Here is a 20,412-nt window from a genome sequence, read left to right as displayed (position 1 = left end):
ATGGATGCCGAGACTGCTCTTTTCGGAGTGATGGGTCATCCTGTGGCCCATAGTCTAAGCCCTGTGATGCACAATGCCGCCTTTGGTTTTCTGGGACTTAACGCCGTTTACCTTGCCTTTGATGTAAAGGATCCCGCAGGAGTTCCCGTTGCCATGAGAACGTTTGGTATCCGGGGCATGAGTGTGACCCTGCCCCATAAGGAAGCTCTCTTGTCACTGGTGGATGAGCTGGATCCCATGGCAGAGAAAATGGGAGCTGTGAATACTCTTTGTCTGAAGGATGATGGCAGAATTATCGGGCTGAATACGGACTGGTGCGGAGCCAGGGATGCCCTTCTGGAGGCAGGTCCCCTTCATGGGAAAAGGGTTGCCATTCTGGGTGCAGGAGGGGCTGGCAGGGCTGTGGCCTTCGGTATTCGTGAGGCTGGGGCTTTTCCCCTCATTGTGAACCGCAGCCGGGAAAAGGGGGAGGCGCTGGCCTGTGATCTGGGTGCTGATTTCTGTCTTCTTTCGAATTTTACGGGGATAGGTATGGATATTCTGGTGAATACAACCTCCCTTGGCATGCATCCGGATGTGGATACCATGCCTGTTCAGGCTGCCGTACTCCATGGGGGGATGGTGGTTATGGATATCGTTTACAATCCCAGAAAGACAAAGCTGATCAGGGCTGCGGAGTCCCTTGGATGCCGTGTGGTGGATGGCCTTGAAATGTTCATCCGTCAGGGGGCTTTGCAGTTTGAGTTATGGACGGGCAGGGAAGCTCCCGTTGATTGCATGCGGAAAGCCGTTGAGGATGTTTTATGAAAAACGAAAGTAATTATTCGTTATATCATTGGATTTAATTGTTATAATTTTAAAATAATGTTCCGTAGCAAGGCACCCTGACTTTTTGCGAGTGACGTTGCAATCGTTTCAGATCAGAGCTTTGTCCGGCACTCAAGCCATAAACCCAAAGCATGCGATGAAAACAATGGGCTTTTGCAAGCTTGAGTGCCGGAGTGCCGGAGTGCTATAAAAGCGGCAAACTGTCTGAGGCGCCACAAAGGCAGCGTGCTTACTAAAAAGTTCAAAACCAACTCGACATGATGTATATTGCTGCTTATGAAAAAACAAGACGCTAGAAAACTCGATCATAAGACCCGTGAGGCTATCCGTATACGCGCTGTCCAGCAGATCGAAYCGGGTGAAAGCCCAGAGGTTATCGCCAGGGCTCTGGGTTACCATCGATCCGCAATTTACCAGTGGATAGCCAAATACCGCAAAGGCGGCCTTGACGCTTTAAAGACGAAACCGATTCCAGGTCGGCCCGTTAAGTTCCATACCAAAGATTTTGATGAGCTTTTCTGGAAGATTGCGGATAAAAATCCTATGGACTACGGATTTCCATTTGCTCTGTGGACCCGTGAAATGATTCGGGAGTTTATCAAAAAGGAGTTCGATGTTTCCATAAGTAATGCCACTGTCGGTCGTCTTTTGAAAAAAATTGGTTTTTCGCCACAGAAGCCTTTAAAAAAAGCCTGACAGAGGGACGAAGACCGGGTAAAGGAATGGGTTGAAAATGAGTTCCCGGAAATAAAGAAACAGGCTGAAAAAGAGAATGCAAAAATCTTTTTTGCCGATGAATCAACCGTAAGATCAGACTACCACAGCGGGACGACCTGGGCTCCCACAGGAGTCACCCCAGTCGTTGAAAAAACGGGGGCTCGCTTTGGTATCAACATGGTTTCGGCCATCTCTCCCTCGGGGGAACTCCGATTCATGACCATTGACGGAAAAATGAATTCCGATAAGTTTATCTCATTTCTGAAACGTCTGATTTACAAGGCTGATTCTCCCATCTTCCTCATTGTGGACGGGCATCCTGTCCATAAATCAGGCAAGGTCAATAAATTTGTTGAAGAAACGGCAGGAAAGCTCCGCTTGTTCTTCCTGCCTCCATACTCCCCTCATTTGAATCCGGATGAAATGGTATGGGGATACCTGAAACATCACAAGATTGGAAAAATGGTTGTTTCAGGCCCGGAAGACCTCAGAAAAAAGGTCTTCTCCATCTTGAGATCATTGCAAAAGAAAACCGTAAGAGTTGCCAGTTTTTTTAGAGCACAAGACACCCAGTATATTTTAGCTTAATGTCGAGTGTGTTATGATCTTATTAGTATATGTCATGCACTCTTTCATGTTCTGCTTTCTGATAGTGCGTATGTAATGTGTATGTCATTTTATAATAGTTGTTTATGGGATAAGACTTTAAGAAATGTAACATGGCATGTGGGCTTTGTAAACTTGAAAGCCTGCTTTTATCCGGGTATGCACAGAGAAACCTGTTTGGCCTGAGAGCCGCTTATCCGTCATGTCCGGTACATGAATTTAAAGTATTGTGCAGGGGCGTTGGGTTTTTGCCAATCCATGTGTGCCCGAAAAGCTCTTCAAAGTTTTCTTTATATAAAACCGAATAGTAGGACTCCAGCATGGTGCAGAGGAGGGATTTTCCAAAACGCCTTGGACGCAGAAATACGGTATTTTTAACGGATTCCAGTTTTTCGATGTAGGCGGTCTTGTCCACAAAGTAGCCGTTTTCACGAACAATGGCTGGATAATTGGCTTCGCCGTAGAGGATTCTTTTTTTCATGCTTTGCACCTCTGGGGGTGAGGGAAAAATCAGTTTTCCAATAGATCTTGATCTATCAGCAGTTTCAGCCCTTTGTCATCTGTAGTCAGTAGAGTTTTTACTTTTTCAGAAGTTAGCCTTGTAATTCTGATCATTTCTTCGGGCTTCATATTGAAGTCCCGAAGCTCGATGATCGTATCAAATTTTATGGCGTTTTTGGTTCAGTCACTGTTTTCTGGCCCGTTTTTTCCACATTCAGCTCCGTGACTTCAAGGCAGTTATAGGAAATGCCGTCGATCTCAAGTTTTTTATCCCCTTTGCGGATGGCTGTGCGCAGTTCAAAAAGTTCTAAGGATTCCCGGTCATGGATGCCGGTGAAATAGACGCACTGAAGGCCCATGTTTCCCGCCACCTTGAGCTGGGCATCCACAAAGTCTGAGCGGTTGCAGACGCCTAAGGGGTTGTCCAGAATGAGGAATGCGGGAATTCTGCCTTCGGAAGTACTGTTGCGCTTTTTTCGCATGGAGATGAGCAGGGTGTAGAGCATGACCGCAATGGTGAGGGCCTCGCCGCCGGAACCGAGGTCCTTTCCCACGGGCTCGTAGGTGTTGCCGGAGTCATCGCATTTCAGCATGCGGATACCGAAATTCTCCCGGCCCGATGCGGCCCCCAGAAGCTGATAAAGCAGTTCAGAGCCAAGGCCGTTGCCTGCCTTTGGATTGACTTCCGGCAGGCGGTTCTGCTGCATGAGCTGATAAAGCCAGTTTTCCACAGACTGGCGGAAGGCATCCTGGTAGCGGGCAAAATCCAGTCGGACACCTGTGCGAAGAATGGGTTTTCCTCCGTAAATGAAAACGGTCTCCGGAAGAAGCTCCCTTGCGGCGGATTGCAGTTTCTGGTGATAATCCCGGCTGTGCTGCAGCAGCCTGTCCACAAGACTGTCCATGAAGCGCTGGGTAATTTCCAGATCCATTTCAATGTTGCTGGCGATATCCCCGCAGCGCCGGATCAGGTCTTCGGCCTGAAGCCCTAAGGATTCGGCATCGTGGCTTCTCAGGGCATCCACCACAGCGGGGAGGTCATGGCGGCAGGCGTCATCCTGAAGGTGGGTCTGGAGACGGTCAAAGGCACTGCGCATCCGTCTGCGGGCGTTTTCTCCGGTCTCCCGCTCCTTTCTTTCGGATGCGGCCATTTCCCTTATTTCTTCCAGCAGTTGCCGGATAGAAGCCATTCTGTCTCTGCCCGGCTCCAGTAGGTCCGGCCATGGATGACGGGGAGAATCCTGATCCCAGAGGGGTTCAAAGGGCTGGTTTTCCGCCATGGCAATGCGAAGTTCCTGACGCCATTTTTCAAGGAAGCTGAGCTTCTCTTTGAGGCGCTCAGAGCGGGAGAAAAGGGTTTCGCATTCGGTCTGCTGCCTTCTTTTTTCGCTTTCCAGACGATGCAGCAGCGCATCTGTGTCCTGATCCTTCAGGTTTTTTTCCCTAAGATTATGGGGAAAACCTTTGGCTTTTTGTTCCGAAAGAAGGGCCTCGCTGCGGATTTGATCCTTTTTTTTGTGTTCCAGTTCCGTTTCCATGCGGATGCGGCTTTCCTTCAGCCCTTCCAGTTTCCCGGAAAGGCTTTCAAGGTACGCCTTTCTATCCCTGAAGCCCCGCGTGGCCCAGTCTTCCGCACTTTTTCCATCAAAGCTGTGGCTGCGGCCAAAGGCCTCGAATTCGGACTGAAGCCTTGCAATGCGTGCCTGAAGATCTTCAAGCTCTCTGCCAAGATGGTCTATACCGAGCGTATGGCTCATCTGTCTCAGGGTTTCCCTTGCGGCCCTATGAAGATGGAGCAGGGTCTGAAGATCCATGGACAGGGCTTCTTCCTGCTCTTCGGTCTTCAGTTCCGTATCCTCAGGCCGCATGATTTCAGAGGCCTTTTCGTCCAGCCCTTTGAGATCGGATTTGCATATGTGGATATCCTTAAAAATCCGGAGTTCTTTTTTCTTGAGTTCCGTAAGGGTCATTCCATCCGCCCGGATGGCCTTTTCCACGGCTCCTTTTTCAAGTGTCTTTTTTTCCCTTTCCTCCTCCCATGCGGCCAGATCCGCAAAGGATGAAACCCAGGTGTTCACCTGCTGGAGCATCCGGGAAAGGTCTGCGAGTTGGTCTTTCAGATGGCGGTAGCGGGATTCCAGATCTGTTTTTGAGCGGCTGAGGGCTTCCATGCCCGTCTCAGCCTCAGCAATGGCAGCTTTGATTTCAGAAAGTTTTTTCTCCTCCGCATCTGCCCGTTCACGGAGGGCGGCCACAGCTCCGGCATCGGGAAAACGCTCCTGATAGGCATGGAGATTGCGGCTTACGCCTTCCATGGCTTTAAGGAGGCTCCGGGCTTCTTCCCTTTCCTCTGCCACCTTTTCCAGCGTTTTATGGTATTCTTCCTTCACCTTTTCCATGTGCTGTCTGGAATAGACCTCGGGCGTCAGGGGGCGGATCAGGGTCTGCTCCACAGTGCTGACCGCTTCCGGAGCACAGGGGGTGGAAATCACTACGGGCCGGTGCAGCCAGGGAGGTGGTGGCATCTCAAGGATGCTCTCAATGACATCCTGACTGGCCGCCATCATGCCCGTGAACCGCGCCGGATCCCCTTCGATGTACCGGGCCAGGATTTCCGGCGAAGGGTAGAGATCCGCAAGGTATTCGGGATAGGACTTGAGTTCTCCGGGGGCAATACCCTTTTCATGGCCTTTTTTATGATAATAGGAAAGAAGGCGGCGGGTAAGGTCATCGGCGGCAAGGCCGCCTCCCTGATCCAGAGCTTCCAGCTTTTCTTCCAGCTGAAGGGTCTGCCTTTCCTTTTTTCTGAGACGTTCCTCGCTGCGCACCAGGGCATCATCCAGCCGGGAAAGGAGCTCTGCCGAGCTGATTTCCATATCACGGGTTCCGGCAATGCGCACAAGATGGTGATCTTCCAGAAGATGCCGCCGCAAACCTGCTTCTTCTTCCATGGCTTTGAGGGATTCGCTGAGTTTTCCCTGTGCTTTTGAACACTCTTCCAGCAGACGACGCCAGTTGCGATCCTGGGCCTTCAGGGCCTCTTCTCCGGCACTCATTTCCTTTTCAACCATAATGATGCGGTTTTCAAAGCCCGCTTTTTCCCCATGGAGCCGGTCCAGGGCGGCGGAGGGTTCTTCTCCGGGATCAAGGGGCAGCAAGGTACGGCCAGCTTCGGCTCCCCGGATGCGACCGTTCAGATTCTCAAGCTCCTTTTCAAGGGCTTGCCTGAGGATTTCCCCTGCCTGCTGTTTTTTTTCCACAGCCTTTTGATGCTGCTTTCTTTCTTCCTCTTCCCGGCACAGATTTTCCATGGCGGCTTTCAGTCCGTGGCGGTCTGCATCCAGACGCAGATGGTACTGGGCCGCAAGGGTTTTCAGTTTTTCCTGCAAGGGATTGATTTCTTTGCCTGCTTCGGCGAGAGCCTTATCCTTTGTGTCCGCTTCGGCCTGATTTTTACGGATATCCGCCATGAAGTCCGCAGCAAGGAGGGCGTTTTTTTCAGCCTTCAGCGCCTCGCTTTCCCCATGATTTCTGTGTAGGCTTTTTTCTCCTTCTTCCACTGCACTGGATATGCAGAAGTGCTCCAGATAAAGGATATTGCTCCGGGTGGTTTCCAGTCCGGTCCGAAGGGTCCGCAAAGAGTCTTCGGCATGCTTCTGCTCATTTTCAAGTTCTTCCAGCTCTGTCCGGGAAGAAGCTTCTGCACCATGGAGAAGATGGCTGGCCTCTCCCAGTTGCATCCGCCATTTTTCAATGGCCTTTCCTGCACTGCGCCAGAGGGCGGCGATGGTGTCAAAGTCGGCGATGCGCTCCTTTAAGCTGCGTACGGCATCAAGCTGGGCCCGTTTTCTTGGGCGGTCCTTCATTTTGCTTAAGTCCTGATCCATGCGCTCGCGCAATTCTTTGGCAGCTTCCATATCCGTCACGCAGCCAAGGAAGAAACTTAAAAAATCTCCTTCGGATTTAAAGCGGAAGGCATCCTTGATGCCCCCTTCCGTACGGGCAAAATCCACCTGACGGTCAATGAGCCAGGGATCAAGCCCAAGCCCTTCCAGGGTTTCCTCCCATTCCTTCTGGCTGGTGGTCTGCTGGATAAGCGGAGCCATGAAATCCTTCAGGGCCTGATAGGGTTTTTCCTGATCGAGAAGTCCGTCCCACTGGCTGCGCAGGGTGTCAAAAAAATCAGCGGATCTGGCCAGGAAAAAAGTGCGATCAACTTTGTCCGGCGTGTTGCTGTGGCGATAGAGAAGCTGGCCCAGAACCAGATGATCCACGGGTTTTGTCTCAAAGAGGGTGGGTTGCAGTACCATGGCAAGGTCCAGCATGACGATGGCAGGACGGCCGGGAATCAGATACTGGTCCAGACTCTTGTCTCCGCCGGATTGCAGGTGCTGCACAAAGCGCTGTCTGGATGGGCTGAACACGCTGAGGATAAAGGATAAGAGGGTGGTTTTACAGGTGCCGTTGGCAGCAAAAAGAACACCATGATCCGCATCCCCATCCTCCCGGAAGACGGGTACAAAGCCATTTCGCAGAATATTGTCCCCTGCCTTGATATCGCTTACAAAGAATTTATTGAGTCTAAACATGGGGTTCTCCTTCCCCTGGCGTATTTTCGGCTGTCTTTTTTTCCTGCAGGGGAGCGGTGGTCACAATATCCCGGAAGGCGTGGAAAGCATAGACAATGCCTTCCCTCAGGGCGGTCTGATAGGCAGGCGTCGGCCTGTATTCCACCTCCCCAGGTGTTTCTTCAAAGGCCAGCAGATAGCCCGTTTCCACCATGTGATCCAGTACGATGGCAATCATTTCCACCCAGCTTGAACCGCTGCCCGCCCTTTGCCTGTCCGGATTGTCTTCGGGCAGAAGGCGAAGGCGTTCCGCAACGCTCTTCACCTGGGGATGCAGCCTTGTTTCTCCATCGGGCAGGGCGGATTCTGCAAGGGCAAAGCGTTTCAGGATATCCATGACATCCATGATGACAATGGCACCGAGGTCTTCCACCGGAGCATCCAGATCCGCCTCCGTCGGGAAAAAGGCCGTGGCAATGGCGCAGTGAACGGGAAGGATTTCCGCTGCCTTGAGGTCGCTTCTGGCAAGGAGTTTTCCGTAATCCGTGAGGGTGGCTGCAAAAAAACTGTCCGAGCGACGGGCGGAAAGGCGAAGGCCCTTGTCTTCCAGGGCAAGTAGCCTCAGCTCCATGGCCTTCAGGCCCGTTTCCACCATCTGGCGGAAGCTGTCCTGGGACTGAAAACGCTGGATGAGTTCGGCCATCTCGGCACTGAAGGGGGCCATGGCCCTGCGGCTGCCGCTGCTGTATATGAGGCTTAAATAAATAAGGCGGCTGGCCCCATGAAAGGATTCTGTATGGTGTTCCATAATGGATTGGGTCCTGACTAGGCTGAATAGGTAATCAATTCAAATTCCGGCACAGGCTCATCGGCCAAGGGCAAGGGAGGTTTTCTGAACGGATTCATTGGAAGCATGCTCTTTTATGATTTTTTTACCGATACTGGTTCTGGCAAGGGCGAGGCATGCTTTTCTCAACTGATTGACTGTTTTAAGACGCTCGGTAATGGCTTTGGAACTCATATCAATTTTCATCAACTAACTCCTTCAGATAATGGATATCATCCAGATCCTGCCCGCTTTTTCTGAGCGATTTCAGAAAAATAAGTCCTTCGGGTGACAATACCGTAAGGCTGCTGTTATCCCAGTCAACAGTAACCCTTTTTTCCCAGGAATCCCTGACCTCAGGAGTGGCAAGTAGCAGATCCACCATCAGGTGTTCTTCGCTGTCACTGTCAATCTTAGTTAGCCTGTGTATTTGTATGGCATTATTTTTGAAAAACATGGGTGCTGCCGGAATATTGTATCCCAGATCTGAGAGAACGTCTTTGATTTCATCGAGAAGATCAGGTTCAACCATTATATCAATATCCAGTGTGGCTCTGGGCCTTGCATAAACAGCCAGAGCCAGACCGCCACATAGGGCATAAGCTATCTTTTTTTTATCAAGAGCTTCAATAATATTCTTCAATTCAACCAGAAGATCCATGATCCTAAGCTTTCGTTTGGATATTTGAGAGATCGGAAACCCGCTGCCTCAGCCGCAGTTCATGGCCCCGGTAGCGTCTTCCGCTTCCGAGATCCATGGTGATGCGACTTTGCGGGTCGGGCATGTCCACATGGATGCCGTATCTGTCTGCAATGCGTTTTTCCACAAGGCACTGAAAAACGGCCATGGCCGTTGCAACGGGGAAAAGGCTTTCATCGGACTCCGTCAGGGCCTGTTCCAGAACCTGCCCCAGTCTCAGCTCTTTTTTGCGGCCAAGGAGATTATGGATCAGGTGAAAGGCCTGCTGCATTACTTTCTCATTCAGTTCCGGCTGAAAGCATATAAGGGGTTCACCGTCCACCTCCAGGAGCACCTGGGTCTGATCGCCCGGCGGATTCCTGCGCTCCATGGCGCGTTCACAGGCTTCCATCACCGATGCCGGATCAAAAAGAGGCCTTTGTGCCGGAGGATTTATGCGGGCGATGAATTCCTTCCCCATGCGGGCGGCGTTTTCCTCATCCAGAGAAAAAATCCTTTCCATGACCTCATCCATGCCGGGAAATACGCCGCTGGCTTCTTTTCTGAAAAGTTTGTGGCTGTGTTTCTGGTAGTCTTCGGGCAGGCTCTGGAGCTGGCCGGAAAGCTTCATCAGCTGGTTACTTAATCCTTCAAGCTTGTCGGCCAGCCTGTAAAGGGTGCTGCTGTGGCCCCTGTATCCGCCACCATGCAGGTTTTCGATGACAAGGTTGTGCAGACGGTTGCCTTCCTTCTGGATATCCATGACCTGATTGACACCCTCTTCGGCCAGGGCCTGAACCCGGTCAAAACCCACGGCCTTGATGTTCCGGCTGATCTGGCGGCGCACCGTTCTCACTTCTCCTGCCTTTCGGGCGCATTGCCTTCGGTTGGTTTCGGCCACGGCAATGGCATCATCCAGATTGCCCCTTTCAATGAGCAGCTTGATGCGCAGGTTGCCGATGGCAGCAGCATCCAGGGCACTGGTTTCGTGCAGGCCGAAATAGGCTGTGTAGCCTTCTTCCGTGAGGGCGAACAGGGCCTCGCTGCCTTCGCCCGTATAGACATTTTTGATGAGCCAGAAGCGGCGGGTGCGGTAGCGTCCTGCATCCGCATCAAAAAAGGGACAGGAAAAGGGAAGGTAACGGTTGTTCCTGTTTGTGAGATGGTCAAAAATTTTAGAGCTTACTTCTTCAAGGGCTTCATCGGGAAAAAATCTGTTTTCTGCAGCAACCTGCTGACGGAGGAGGGGAAGGATTTTTTGCGTTACTTCACTGCGGGTGACACCGATCTGGTATTCGGTCAGCTCTGAGATGACATCCAGAATGGCGAATGCCGTCCACATCAGATCAACCCGCATCCAGATCTCGCCGCTGAGTTCTTCTTCACCCTGACCGAAACGACGGGCTTCCAGCTCAAAGATGGGTCGAAGGATCAGAGCGGAATGAACCGCCCTGCTGACATCCGATCCGAAACCCGGAGAGGAGGGGGTTTTTGATGCCTCCATGGTCTCCGGGGAATCGCTTTCAGCCGGAAGATTTTTTTTAACAAAGTCGATGAGTTCGAGTTGAATGGGCATGGAAATCTCTTTGTATGGAGCTGGAAGGGCTCATCAGGAGACTGGCAGGAAATCTTTTATTTTAAAGGTTTGCACAGTCTCTCAATATCGGATTAAGTTGTGGTTCGCTGATTCAGTGGTGGTCGTCAATGCTTTTCTTTGATCCTTTTGTCTATTAACTGCTTTAAGGCTACAAAATCGCCTGGCTGTTTTTCCATGCCTTGTTGCAGGAGATCCTTTATAACAGCATTGATTTTCTCCCGACCTGTGACCGGCTTTCCGTTACTGTCCAGAACCTGAAAACAGCCCGAATGGATAAGCTGGGCAAGTACCTTTTTCCCCTGAATCATATGGAGCCAGTCGCCAGTTCCCAATGCAAGGGGAGTTTTCCCGCCGGACATACTTTCCAGATAGCTATGGAATCTTCTTTCCACTTCCCCTGCGGAAACTTTCTGTTCCACATTTGCGCTATGCTGGTGAAACTCACCGGCGTTTTTCAGTTTCTGCAGGGCTTTTTCTTTGTCTGGGAAGTCTGCAGGATTGGAGAATATCTGAATCCAGTTTCGTTTGAGTTCCTCACGAATGGATGTCACCACATGATTTGCCGCATCCAGATACAGTCTTTCATTGGCAAAGCGCAGAACCTGTCGCTCCAGCTCCTCTTGACTGACCCTGCAGAAACGGGATTGAAACAGGTACTCCGGCTCCAAAAAATAGTTTTCAATTTCACGACGCCGCCAGACCAGAAGATTGTGGGTTGCTGGATCCGGGAAGTTAGTCCAGCATTTGTCAATAAACGTATTGTCGTGGTGGTCCCGGTCTATGAGGAAGTAATAGGTCGGGTGGTATGGGAAAAGAGCCTCTGCAACGCTCCTTACAGAGAAAGAAGCCCCCAGGGGTTCGATGCGGATGCTTTGCCCAAACAGTGCATCCAACACCTTGGGATCAACAGAATTTTTGTCCTTTCCTTCCACAAAAAGCACATGCTGGCTTTTCAGCCTGACTTCTTCGGCTCGGATGCCAGTTTTTACACGGATCATAACTCCCCCTCATCCTTGCCCAGAAGGAGAACACGGCGATCCTCACTCACCGAATCCATAATATCCTCGGAGTGGGTTGCCATGATGTACTGGTTCTGCGGAGACATTTGCAAAAGAATTTTGACAAAACTCCGGTGCCACTGGGCATTGAGGTGCAGCTCCGGTTCATCAATGAAGATCACAGAAGGGTTGTTTCGGGTGTGGTACCAGACGAGAAACAGCGTGGAAATGATTTCCTTCTGACCGGAACTGAGTCCGTCAAAGGTAAAGGAGCCTTCACCGTTTACGGGTTTTATGCGAAAGTCAACGGTATTATCCGGTGAGGGCCTAAGCTTGCTAATGGTGCCATGGGCATAAAATCGAACAAGCTCGTTGAGCTTTTCTATGGTTTCCGCCGGATCTTCGTCATCCTCAAGTTCAAACAGATTGGCCTGCCCCATCAGAGATCGGAGAATTCTTAGCTTGAATGTGCTCATTGGTGCTTCATAACGCTCGTGGGACGAATGTCCCGGTGAACGGCTGCGGTCAACCATCATACCAAGATCCGGATTGCCTTCCTGAACCTTCCTGTAGCTATGAAAAAGCAGGAACTTATTGGCCATGACAGGGTTTGATGAAAAGCCACAGATTGCTTTGATAAAATCATCCGTTTCGGTTTCAGGCCCGGTCTGATCATCTCCATATAATTTCTTAAGGTCGGAAGTACCAGATACCCGGATAATTCCATCCCGTTCTATTCTGATCAGAGCCGTACAGGGTTCATCACCAATAAGAATATCACCGCTTATTTCCGCAAAATGACAGCCAGCCTTGATGAGCAGATCGGGTACATTCACAATGGCGTAACGGTCACGCAGTTTGAACTGCTCTTTTCCCTGGGTGAGTGCCAGCAGGAGCAGGGCACAGCATTCAATAATGGAGGACTTGCCCAGGCCGTTTTGGCTGCCCATGATCATGATATCCGGATCATCGGGCATTCGGGGGATGGGAAAATTCATTTCAAGTGCATCAATGCCCTTGTAATTGATAATACTTATACGTCTTATTTTTATGGGGATGTTTTGGTTTTTTGTCATAAAACCCTACGTATGGACATTGTTGTCTGGCTGTTTCTTTTTTTCTCAGGCAGGCATGGAAGATCACAGGCCTGTCTCTGCAAGTCAGAGGGCCTGATTTCGAAGGATGCATAATATCACCGCAGCAGTCGGGAAAACATAGCCATCAGGCAACTTCTTTTATTTCATCTTCTGTTTCCGACCAGATCGGTGCCACCATCCGTTCCAGAAGAAGATCCTTTTCCGCCCACATGGTATTGAGTTCCTTCTGAAAGGACTCCCTGAAATCCCTGTCATTGAAATAGTCACCCCGCAGTCCTTCATGGATGGCAAGGGTTCGAATATTCATTCGGATCAGGGGAACTTCCCCGCAGATAAATTTCCAGAAAGAGGGTACGCCATGGGGATAGGCAATGGTTACATCCACGATGGTATTCATTTCTCTGCCCATGGCGGAAAGAACAAAGGCTGTTCCTGCGGACTTGGGCCTGAGCAGTCTCTGGAAGGGGCTTTTCTGGCGAAGATGCTTGGCTTCGGTAATACGGGTGCCTTCCACAAAGTTCATCACAGAGACCGGGGTTGTGCGGAATTTCTCACAGGCCTTGCGGGTTACTTCCAGATCCTTTCCCTTTTTATGGGGGTTTTTCAGGATATATTCCTTGGAGTAGCGTTTCATGAAGGGATAATCCTGGGCCCACCATACAAGACCCATGACAGGCACCCAGATCAGCTCCTGCTTTAAAAAGAATTTAAGAAAGGGAATTTTGCCGTTTAAATTTCTCTGGAGTGCAAAAATATCCACCCAGCTCTGGTGGTTGCAGAGAACCAGATACCAGCCTTCGGGCGAAAGATTCTCTCCGCCACGGATTTCCCAGCGGGTTCTGTGGAAAAGGGAAAAAATAAAGTTGTTAACCTGAATCCAGGATGTGCTGATGCCGATGATCATCCGGGTGCAGACAAGGCGGCTGATCCGCAGGGGAATAAAAACTTTGACAATGGTGACGGCAATCAGGGGAATAAAATGGATGAGGGTTGAAAGAACAATGGCCGTAATAACCATACAGCCTTTCAGACGGGCAAGGGGAGTTTGCATGGGGATATCCTTCATTTAGACAGTTCTTTTTTTCCCGTAAAACAGAGATTTTCAAGGGAGGCTCTTCATACCAGTAAAGGGCAGGTTTTTCAAGGTTTTTTCATTTTGTTACGATAGTTTACAGAAAATATTGAAAGCGGTGTCTTTCACCTTCAGGCTTGAGATAAGGAGAGTTGGTAGCATGCTGGGTAATATTCCTGCAAAAAAGGGTATAAAAAATATGTATTGGTTTTGGCATTTAGGGTGTTAGCGCTGCATGGTTCACCAGTTAGTTCTTTGGAATGAAGTTTGGAAAAAGGGGCTTTGCCTGTTTATGGAGTACCTTGCAAGAATCCCTCTGCCGCAAGTCCGATTGCATAGATGATGGGATCTGGTGTATCATAAGTCCATTATTTTTTTGACTTCCTCTCCCTCCCTTTTTTCCGGCAGTCACAAAAAGTCTGTCCCACAAAAGGTCTATAATGGATGAAAAATGGCAGAACATTTCAGGGTATCAGATCCGGGAGCTTCTGTTCCAGAGCGCCCGTTCAATCATTTACCGTGCCACAAGGGAGTCGGATGCCCTTTCCGTTATCCTTAAATGTCTGAACCGGGAGTACCCGTCCCCTGAAGAAATCGCCCGCTTCAGGCAGGAATATGAGATCGGGCTAAAGCTCTCCGATCATGGGGGCATAAGGATTCTGGGCTTTGAAAGGTTCGGGAATTCCCATGCCATGGTGCAGGAGGATTTCGGGGGAGAGACCCTGGAGGCCTTCCTTACCTCCCACAGCACGGATCTTGAAGAACTTCTAACCCTTTCCATCCGCATCGCTGAAAATCTGGGACGTATCCACGGGCAGCAGGTGATCCACAAGGACATCAATCCTTCCAATATTCTTTACAATCCGGAAACAAAAACCCTTCGATTTATTGATTACGGCGTTTCCACGGAGCTTTCCCGTGAGCATCAGGCCGTCCTGAATCCCAATGTACTGGAGGGAACCCTTGTCTGCATGTCTCCGGAGCAGACCGGACGCATGGGCCGGGCAGTGGATTACCGCAGTGATTTTTACGCCCTTGGGGCAACCTTTTACTATATGTTCATAGGCCGCTTTCCCTTTGATTTCGAAGACCCCTTAGAGCTTGTACACAGCCACATCGCAAAAATGCCCCTTCCGCCCCACAAGCTCAGGCCGGATATCCCGGAGGCCCTCTCCGCTGTGATCCTGAAGCTCATGGCTAAAATGGCGGAAGACAGGTACCAGTCCGTTTCAGGGATTGTGGCGGATCTTCAGAACTGCCTGGATCAGTTACAGGCAAAGGGGCGAATCGATGATTTTCTACCCGGTGGAGAGGATCTTTTTGAAAGCTTTGAAATTTCCCAGAAACTCTATGGGCGCAGCGAGGCTCTGGGAAAAGCTCTTGAAATGTTCAACGACCCTTACCAGAGGACGGGCATCCTGCTTGTGAGTGGTCCTGCCGGTATGGGAAAATCCGCCCTTGTCCGTGAAATCCGGAAACACGGGCTGGAGAAGGGGGGATCTTTCATTGAGGGTAAATTTGATCCCTTAAAACGCAGTGTGCCCTATGCCCCCATACTGGAAGCCCTTCGAAACCTGATTCTGACTCTTTTAACGGAAAAGGAAGAAGTGCTGGGGGGCTGGCGGAAAAATATCCTTGAAGCTTTGGGAAACAATGGCTGTGTGATGACGGATGTCATTCCTGAGCTGGTATTGCTCATCGGTTCCCAGCCCCCTGTTCCTGAGCTGTCTGCCCCTGAAACGAGAAATCGTTTTTGCCATGTGTTTCAGGGTTTTCTCCGGGCTTTGACCTGTGAAGGCCATCCCCTTTTCATTTTTCTTGATGATATGCAGTGGGCGGATTCCGCATCCTTAAGTCTTCTGGAATACCTGATGACCGGTCCAGGTATCAGGCATCTTTTTTTCATTGCTGCCTATCGGGATAAAGATGTGGATGAACACCATCCTCTGTCGGCCGTTCTGGAGAATATCAGGAAGGCGGGTGTGCGTGTTGAGACCTTGGTTCTCAATCCCCTGAGCTCTGCCTCCGTGGAAGAACTCCTTGTCGATACCCTCCATTGCGAAAGAGGGGAGGTCAAGCCCCTTGCGGAACTCTGCCTGAGAAAAACCCAGGGCAATCCCTTTTTCCTCAACCAGTTCCTTGAAACCCTTTATCTTGAAAAGCTTCTTGTCTTTAACAGGGAAAACAGGCGCTGGGTCTGGGATCTTTTTGGGATAGAAAGCCTTGGGATGACGGATAACGTCATTGACCTCATGGTGGCAAGGCTTGGGAAGCTTCCCGAAGAAACCCAGGAAATTTTACAGCTTGCCGCCTGTATCGGCGGCAGCTTTGACCTTGAAGTGCTTTCCATTGTCCGGGAAAAAACCTTGCCCGAAACCATTTCGGAGCTGTGGCCCGCCCTGAAGGCGGGGCTTGTGATGGCAACAGGGGATATTCCCGGCCCATTTACAGGAACCGTGTTTTCGGCGGAGGGGTTTTTCCATGAAAAAGAAGGTGTTTCAAGTCGTTACCGTTTTCTCCATGACCGGGTGCAGCAGGCCGCAGGTTCCATGATTCCGGAGATTTATAAAAAAGCGGTGCATGTCCGGGTGGGGCGTCTTCTGCGGACTTCCCTTTCTCCAAAGGGGCAGGAGGAGCGTCTTTTTGAGATCGTGAACCATTTCAATCTCGGGCGTGACTGTCCGGACGCTGCCGGAGAAGGGGAAGGACTCAGTGCCTTAAACCTTGCCGCCGGACGCAGGGCCAGAGCGTCTGCGGCCTTTGATGCGGCCTTGGACTATTTCCAGCATGGTCTTTTCTGGCTTCCTGAATCCCCTTGGGAAAAGCAGTATGACCTTACCCTTTCCCTTTATACGGCAGCCGCAGAGGCCTTTTACCTTACAGGCCACTATGAAGACATGGAGGCCATGACCCGGATGGTCACAGAGAATGCCCCTAGCCTTCTGGATCAGACCGGCATAGTGATTATCCGCATGCATGCCTTTACAGCAAGGAATCAGCCCCTTAAAACCATAGAAATCGCCCTTTCCTTTCTTAAACGATTAGGTGTTAAGCTTCCTTCAGATCCGGCAGCCCCCCATCTGCTCATGGGCCTTTTACAGACCCGATACCTTCTGGCGGGCAGATCCATGGAGGATCTTCTGGCCCTTCCTGCCATGGAGGACCCTGCAAAGGAGGCCGTTCTCCGGATCATGACCATGCTGGCTCCCACCGCTTATCTGGTAATGCCACGGCTTTCTCCGCTGCTTTCTTTCAGAAGGATTGCCCTTCTTCTGAAGCATGGTCTTTCCCGGGAGGCCCCCTATGTCTTTGCCGGTTACGGACTCATTCTCTGCGGAGTGATGGGCGAGGTTGAGAAGGGCAATGATTTTGGAAGGCTGGCTTTGCAGCTTGTGGAAAAGCTCCATGCAACTGAGATTGAGGGGCGGGCTGTCTTTGTCTGCAATGCTTTTATCCGGCACTGGAAAGAGCCCTTAGACGGCACTCTGGATGAGTTGGCGAGGGCCTCCCGTATCTGTCTTGACAGGGGAGATTTTGAGTTTGCGGCCCTGTCCGCCATGGTTTATTGCCTGCATCTTTATGCAGCGGGAAAGCCTCTGGAAATGCTGGTGCATCAGATACAGCAGTATCGGGCCATAACTTCGGGCATCCGCCAGACCATTCCCCTGCATGTCATTGATGACTACTACAGGACGGCCCTGTTGCTCATGGGTAAAGATAAAGAAGCGGATGAGGCGGATTTTTGTCAAAAAGTCTCGGAATTACAGCCGCTTGAAAGCGGAGAAACCATGCCGCTTTTCCACAGACATCTGAACCTTACCGTACAGGCTTATTTTGCCGGTGATCTTTGCAGGGCAGTGGAGAGTGCGGAAATAGTAGAAAAGAATCTTGCGGGTGCCCGATCTACCTTTGCCCTGCCCTTTTTCTTTTTTTATGATTCCCTGATCCGGCTGGGCAGGGTGCCTTCCCTTAAGGGCTCAGAAAAAAGGCGGTTTTTAAGGAAGGTGGCAAGCAATCAGAAAAAAATAAAGAAATGGGCAATACATGCCCCCATGAACCACCTGCACCGCTGGCATCTTATTGAGGCAGAGCGTTGCCGTATCCGAGGGCAGATCCTTCAGGCCATGGGCCATTACAGGGAGGCTATCCGGTTGGCCCGGACTAACGCTTTTCTTCAGGATGAGGCTCTGGCCAATGAGCTTTATGGGGAATTTTTCATGGAGCAGGGAGATGAGAAGCCTGCGGGTCTGTACATGAAAGAAGCCCATTATGCTTATACCCTCTGGGGAGCCAGAATCAGGACCGAGGCCATGGAGCGCCGCCATCCTGGCATTCTGGCAGGGCTTGCGTTATCGGAAAGGCGGTTGGGCCGGATCTCTTCCATCTCCTCCAGTTCCTTAGATGCCGGAGGAGAAGCTCTGGATCTCATGAGCATAGTAAAAATCTCCCAGGCCCTTTCGGGCGAGGTGGATTATACAAAGCTTCTGAAAAAAATCATGGGGCATCTTATTGAAAACGCCGGAGCCCAGCAGGGTGCCCTGATCCTGAAGGAAGGGGACAGGCTCATGGTGGAAGCCCTTGTTTTCGCCGATTCCGAACCTCTGGTTTTTCCCGATGGACTTGCGCTGGATGCCTGCGATGCCCTTGTTCCTTCCATTGTTTATTACACGGCGCGCACTGGCAGGGAGCTTGTGCTGGAAAATGCCTCGGGTGAGGGTATTTTTGCCCATGATACCCAGGTTGTTTACAAAAAGCTCTTATCCCTTCTCTGTCTGCCCATTCTCCAGCAGGGAAAGCTGACGGGGCTTCTCTACCTTGAAAACAACGGGGCTAAAGGGGTTTTTACACGGGATCGTGTACAGATTCTGAATATGCTTTGTGCTCAGGCCGCCATTTCCATCGAAAATGCAAGGCTTTACAGAAAGCTTCATGAATCGGAAAAAAAATATCGGGGGATCTTTGAGCATGTGGCCGTGGGGATTTTTCAGGCCACTCTGGGAGGCCGCATCCTGACCATCAACCCGGCCATGGCAAAAATATACGGATATAGCTCCATGGAAGAAGCTCTGGAAAAGCATAGTGATGCGAGAAAGCAGTATGTAAATCCTGAAAAACGCAGCGACTTTGTGGGGCTTCTTCAGAAATATGGCATTGTACGGAATTTTGAAACGGAAATGTACAGAAAAAACGGGGAAATCATGCAGGTGTCCCTGACAGCGGGCCTGATTTATGATGCCAGTCAAAATCCCCTTTATATACAGGGGATTCTTGAGGATATCACCGCAAGGAAGGAAGCTGAGGCCTTCAGGATTGCCAAGGAATCCGCCGAAGCGGCCAATCAGGCCAAGAGCCGTTTTCTTGCGGATATGAGCCATGAGATCAGAACACCAATGGGTGCCATTATGGGTATGGCCGATCTTCTGTGGGAAACAAGGCTGGACCATGAGCAGAAACGCTTTGTGGATATTATCCGAAACGCCGGGGAGAGCCTTATCCATCTCATCAATGATATCCTTGATCTTTCAAAGGTGGAGGCAGGAAAGCTTGATCTGGAAAGGATTTCCTTCAATCTCAAGGATATGGTTGAAACGGTATGCGAGGTGCTGGCCCTTAAGGTGCATGAAAAAAAGATCGAGTTTCTCTGTGACATCCATCGAAAAGTGCCTTTGCAGGTTTTTGGTGACCCTAACCGTCTGCGTCAGGTGTTGACCAATTTGATCGGTAATGCTGTAAAATTCACCGATGCGGGTGAGATTCTGGTGGAAGTGCGGGAGCAGAGCCGGGGGGAGAAGGTGGAAATCCTTTTCACCGTTAAGGATTCAGGAATAGGGATTTCTGAAGAAGCGCAAGGGAGACTGTTTCAGGATTTTCAGCAGGCCGATGCCGCCACCACCCGCAAATATGGAGGTACTGGCCTTGGCCTTTCCATTTGCAAAAAGCTTGTGGAAGCCATGGGGGGAAATATCTGGGTAGAAAGCGAACCCGGCAGGGGGAGCATTTTTAGCTTCACTTCTCTTTTTGATACAGACACAGATCTTGGAAAATCAGCGGATTTCCGGGTAGATGGTCTTTCTGTTCTCCTTGCTGATGACCATGGGTGCAGCAGAAAAATTATTGGGGGGATGCTTGGGGAATTGGGAGCAGAGGTTTGTAGCGTTGAAAGTGGAGACGCTGTACTGGAAGCCCTTTCTGCCAGATCCTTTGACTATATTATTCTGGATGCCCACATGCCGGGTATGGATGGGTTCAGGACGGCTGAGAAAATACTGGAGCGTTATGGAGATCTTGGCAATACCGCAATACTGCTTACTTCAGATCATATTTCTGATCAGATTGCAAAGGCCAGCAAGCTCGGTATTCCCGTAAAACTGGTAAAGCCTGTGAAGCGTGATGATTTGAAGGAAGTTTTTTCAGGGGCAGATTTAAGGCCAAAAGAGAAAGTCTCTGTCCGGTCGGAAGGTGAGGGGGCTTTTGAAGAATGCCTGCGGCCCCTTTCCATTCTGCTGGTGGAGGATAATGCGATCAATCAGACCCTTTTTGCCGTTAATCTGAAGCATACACCCCACAGGCTTGAAATGGCGGCCAACGGACTTGCCGGTCTTGAAAAATTTAAGGAAGGCTCCTTTGATCTGGTCTTCATGGACAAGGAGATGCCCGTCATGGACGGGTTTGAAGCCGCAAGATATATCCGGCAGTGGGAAAGGGAAAAGGGAAAGGATGAAACTCCCATTATCGTCCTTACTGCCCACGCTCTGAAGGCTATGGAAGAGGAGCTTCTTGATGCCGGATGCACCGCATACATGGCTAAACCCTTCAAAAAAACGGAACTTCTGGAAATCCTGAAGACATACGGCTGATAAAGAGCTTGGTTTATTTCCTGAAATAGAAATATCTTATGGCACCCTCTGGATGGTGGCTGAGAC

Annotated in this window: 12 protein-coding genes and 1 pseudogene; 4 read left to right on the top strand and 9 right to left on the bottom strand. The window is 50.5% G+C overall.

Translation table 11 applies throughout. The features are described 5' to 3' along the window. From FIM25_RS06405 to FIM25_RS17870, 3 genes and pseudogenes are all read left to right on the top strand, one after another. Positions 1-807 carry a shikimate dehydrogenase gene (locus FIM25_RS06405; protein ID WP_246052042.1) on the top strand — a complete coding sequence of 269 codons (807 nt, stop codon included), beginning with the start codon at positions 1-3 and terminating at the stop codon, positions 805-807. A gap of 297 nt (positions 808-1,104) precedes the next feature. Then, complete coding sequence (locus tag FIM25_RS17295) at positions 1,105-1,524, top strand: winged helix-turn-helix domain-containing protein (protein WP_218961317.1); 420 nt, start codon at positions 1,105-1,107, stop codon at positions 1,522-1,524. Positions 1,525-1,536: 12 nt separating this feature from the next. Next, positions 1,537-2,133: pseudogene (locus FIM25_RS17870) on the top strand (IS630 family transposase); the annotation flags it as partial. Between the two features lie 211 nt (positions 2,134-2,344). Here FIM25_RS17870 and FIM25_RS06395 read toward each other — a convergent pair. The 9 genes from FIM25_RS06395 to FIM25_RS06360 all read right to left on the bottom strand — a co-directional run bounded on the left by FIM25_RS06395 (position 2,345) and on the right by FIM25_RS06360 (position 13,468). Beyond that, on the bottom strand, positions 2,345-2,632 hold the full coding sequence (locus FIM25_RS06395; RefSeq protein WP_139447484.1) for an AAA family ATPase: 288 nt from the start codon (positions 2,630-2,632) through the stop codon (positions 2,345-2,347). Between the two features lie 184 nt (positions 2,633-2,816). After that, positions 2,817-7,241, bottom strand: coding sequence for a coiled-coil domain-containing protein (locus FIM25_RS06390; RefSeq protein ID WP_139447482.1), 4,425 nt, complete (start codon positions 7,239-7,241; stop codon positions 2,817-2,819). Next, on the bottom strand, positions 7,234-8,028 hold the full coding sequence (locus tag FIM25_RS06385; protein WP_139447480.1) for a hypothetical protein: 795 nt from the start codon (positions 8,026-8,028) through the stop codon (positions 7,234-7,236). Before FIM25_RS06385 ends, FIM25_RS06390 begins: the two co-directional genes overlap by 8 nt. 57 nt (positions 8,029-8,085) lie before the next feature. After that, positions 8,086-8,253 (bottom strand): hypothetical protein, encoded by a 168-nt coding sequence (locus FIM25_RS17050; protein ID WP_179953208.1) that lies wholly within the window; start codon positions 8,251-8,253, stop codon positions 8,086-8,088. Further along, positions 8,243-8,707, bottom strand: coding sequence for a nucleotidyl transferase AbiEii/AbiGii toxin family protein (locus FIM25_RS06380; protein WP_139447479.1), 465 nt, complete (start codon positions 8,705-8,707; stop codon positions 8,243-8,245). The genes FIM25_RS17050 and FIM25_RS06380 overlap by 11 nt, the downstream gene beginning before the upstream one ends. A 4-nt stretch (positions 8,708-8,711) precedes the next feature. Then, complete coding sequence (locus FIM25_RS06375) at positions 8,712-10,301, bottom strand: hypothetical protein (protein WP_139447477.1); 1,590 nt, start codon at positions 10,299-10,301, stop codon at positions 8,712-8,714. Positions 10,302-10,426: 125 nt separating this feature from the next. Continuing rightward, positions 10,427-11,320 carry a DUF4435 domain-containing protein gene (locus FIM25_RS06370; RefSeq protein ID WP_139447475.1) on the bottom strand — a complete coding sequence of 298 codons (894 nt, stop codon included), beginning with the start codon at positions 11,318-11,320 and terminating at the stop codon, positions 10,427-10,429. After that, positions 11,317-12,396: an AAA family ATPase gene (locus FIM25_RS06365; protein ID WP_139447472.1), complete on the bottom strand. Its 1,080-nt coding sequence runs from the start codon at positions 12,394-12,396 to the stop codon at positions 11,317-11,319. Before FIM25_RS06365 ends, FIM25_RS06370 begins: the two co-directional genes overlap by 4 nt. Before the next feature lie 145 nt (positions 12,397-12,541). Beyond that, on the bottom strand, positions 12,542-13,468 hold the full coding sequence (locus tag FIM25_RS06360) for an acyltransferase (RefSeq protein WP_139447679.1): 927 nt from the start codon (positions 13,466-13,468) through the stop codon (positions 12,542-12,544). 461 nt (positions 13,469-13,929) lie between these two features. Between FIM25_RS06360 and FIM25_RS06355 the strand changes: the two genes are divergently transcribed. Beyond that, positions 13,930-20,346, top strand: coding sequence for a response regulator (locus FIM25_RS06355; protein ID WP_139447470.1), 6,417 nt, complete (start codon positions 13,930-13,932; stop codon positions 20,344-20,346). Positions 20,347-20,412 lie beyond the last annotated feature (66 nt).

The sequence above is a fragment of the Desulfobotulus mexicanus genome (assembly GCF_006175995.1).
In the GTDB taxonomy this organism is placed as follows: Bacteria; Desulfobacterota; Desulfobacteria; order Desulfobacterales; family ASO4-4; genus Desulfobotulus; species Desulfobotulus mexicanus.
The sequence above is the reverse complement of the archived record's forward strand: the minus strand, read 5'-3'. Positions and strand labels throughout refer to the sequence as shown.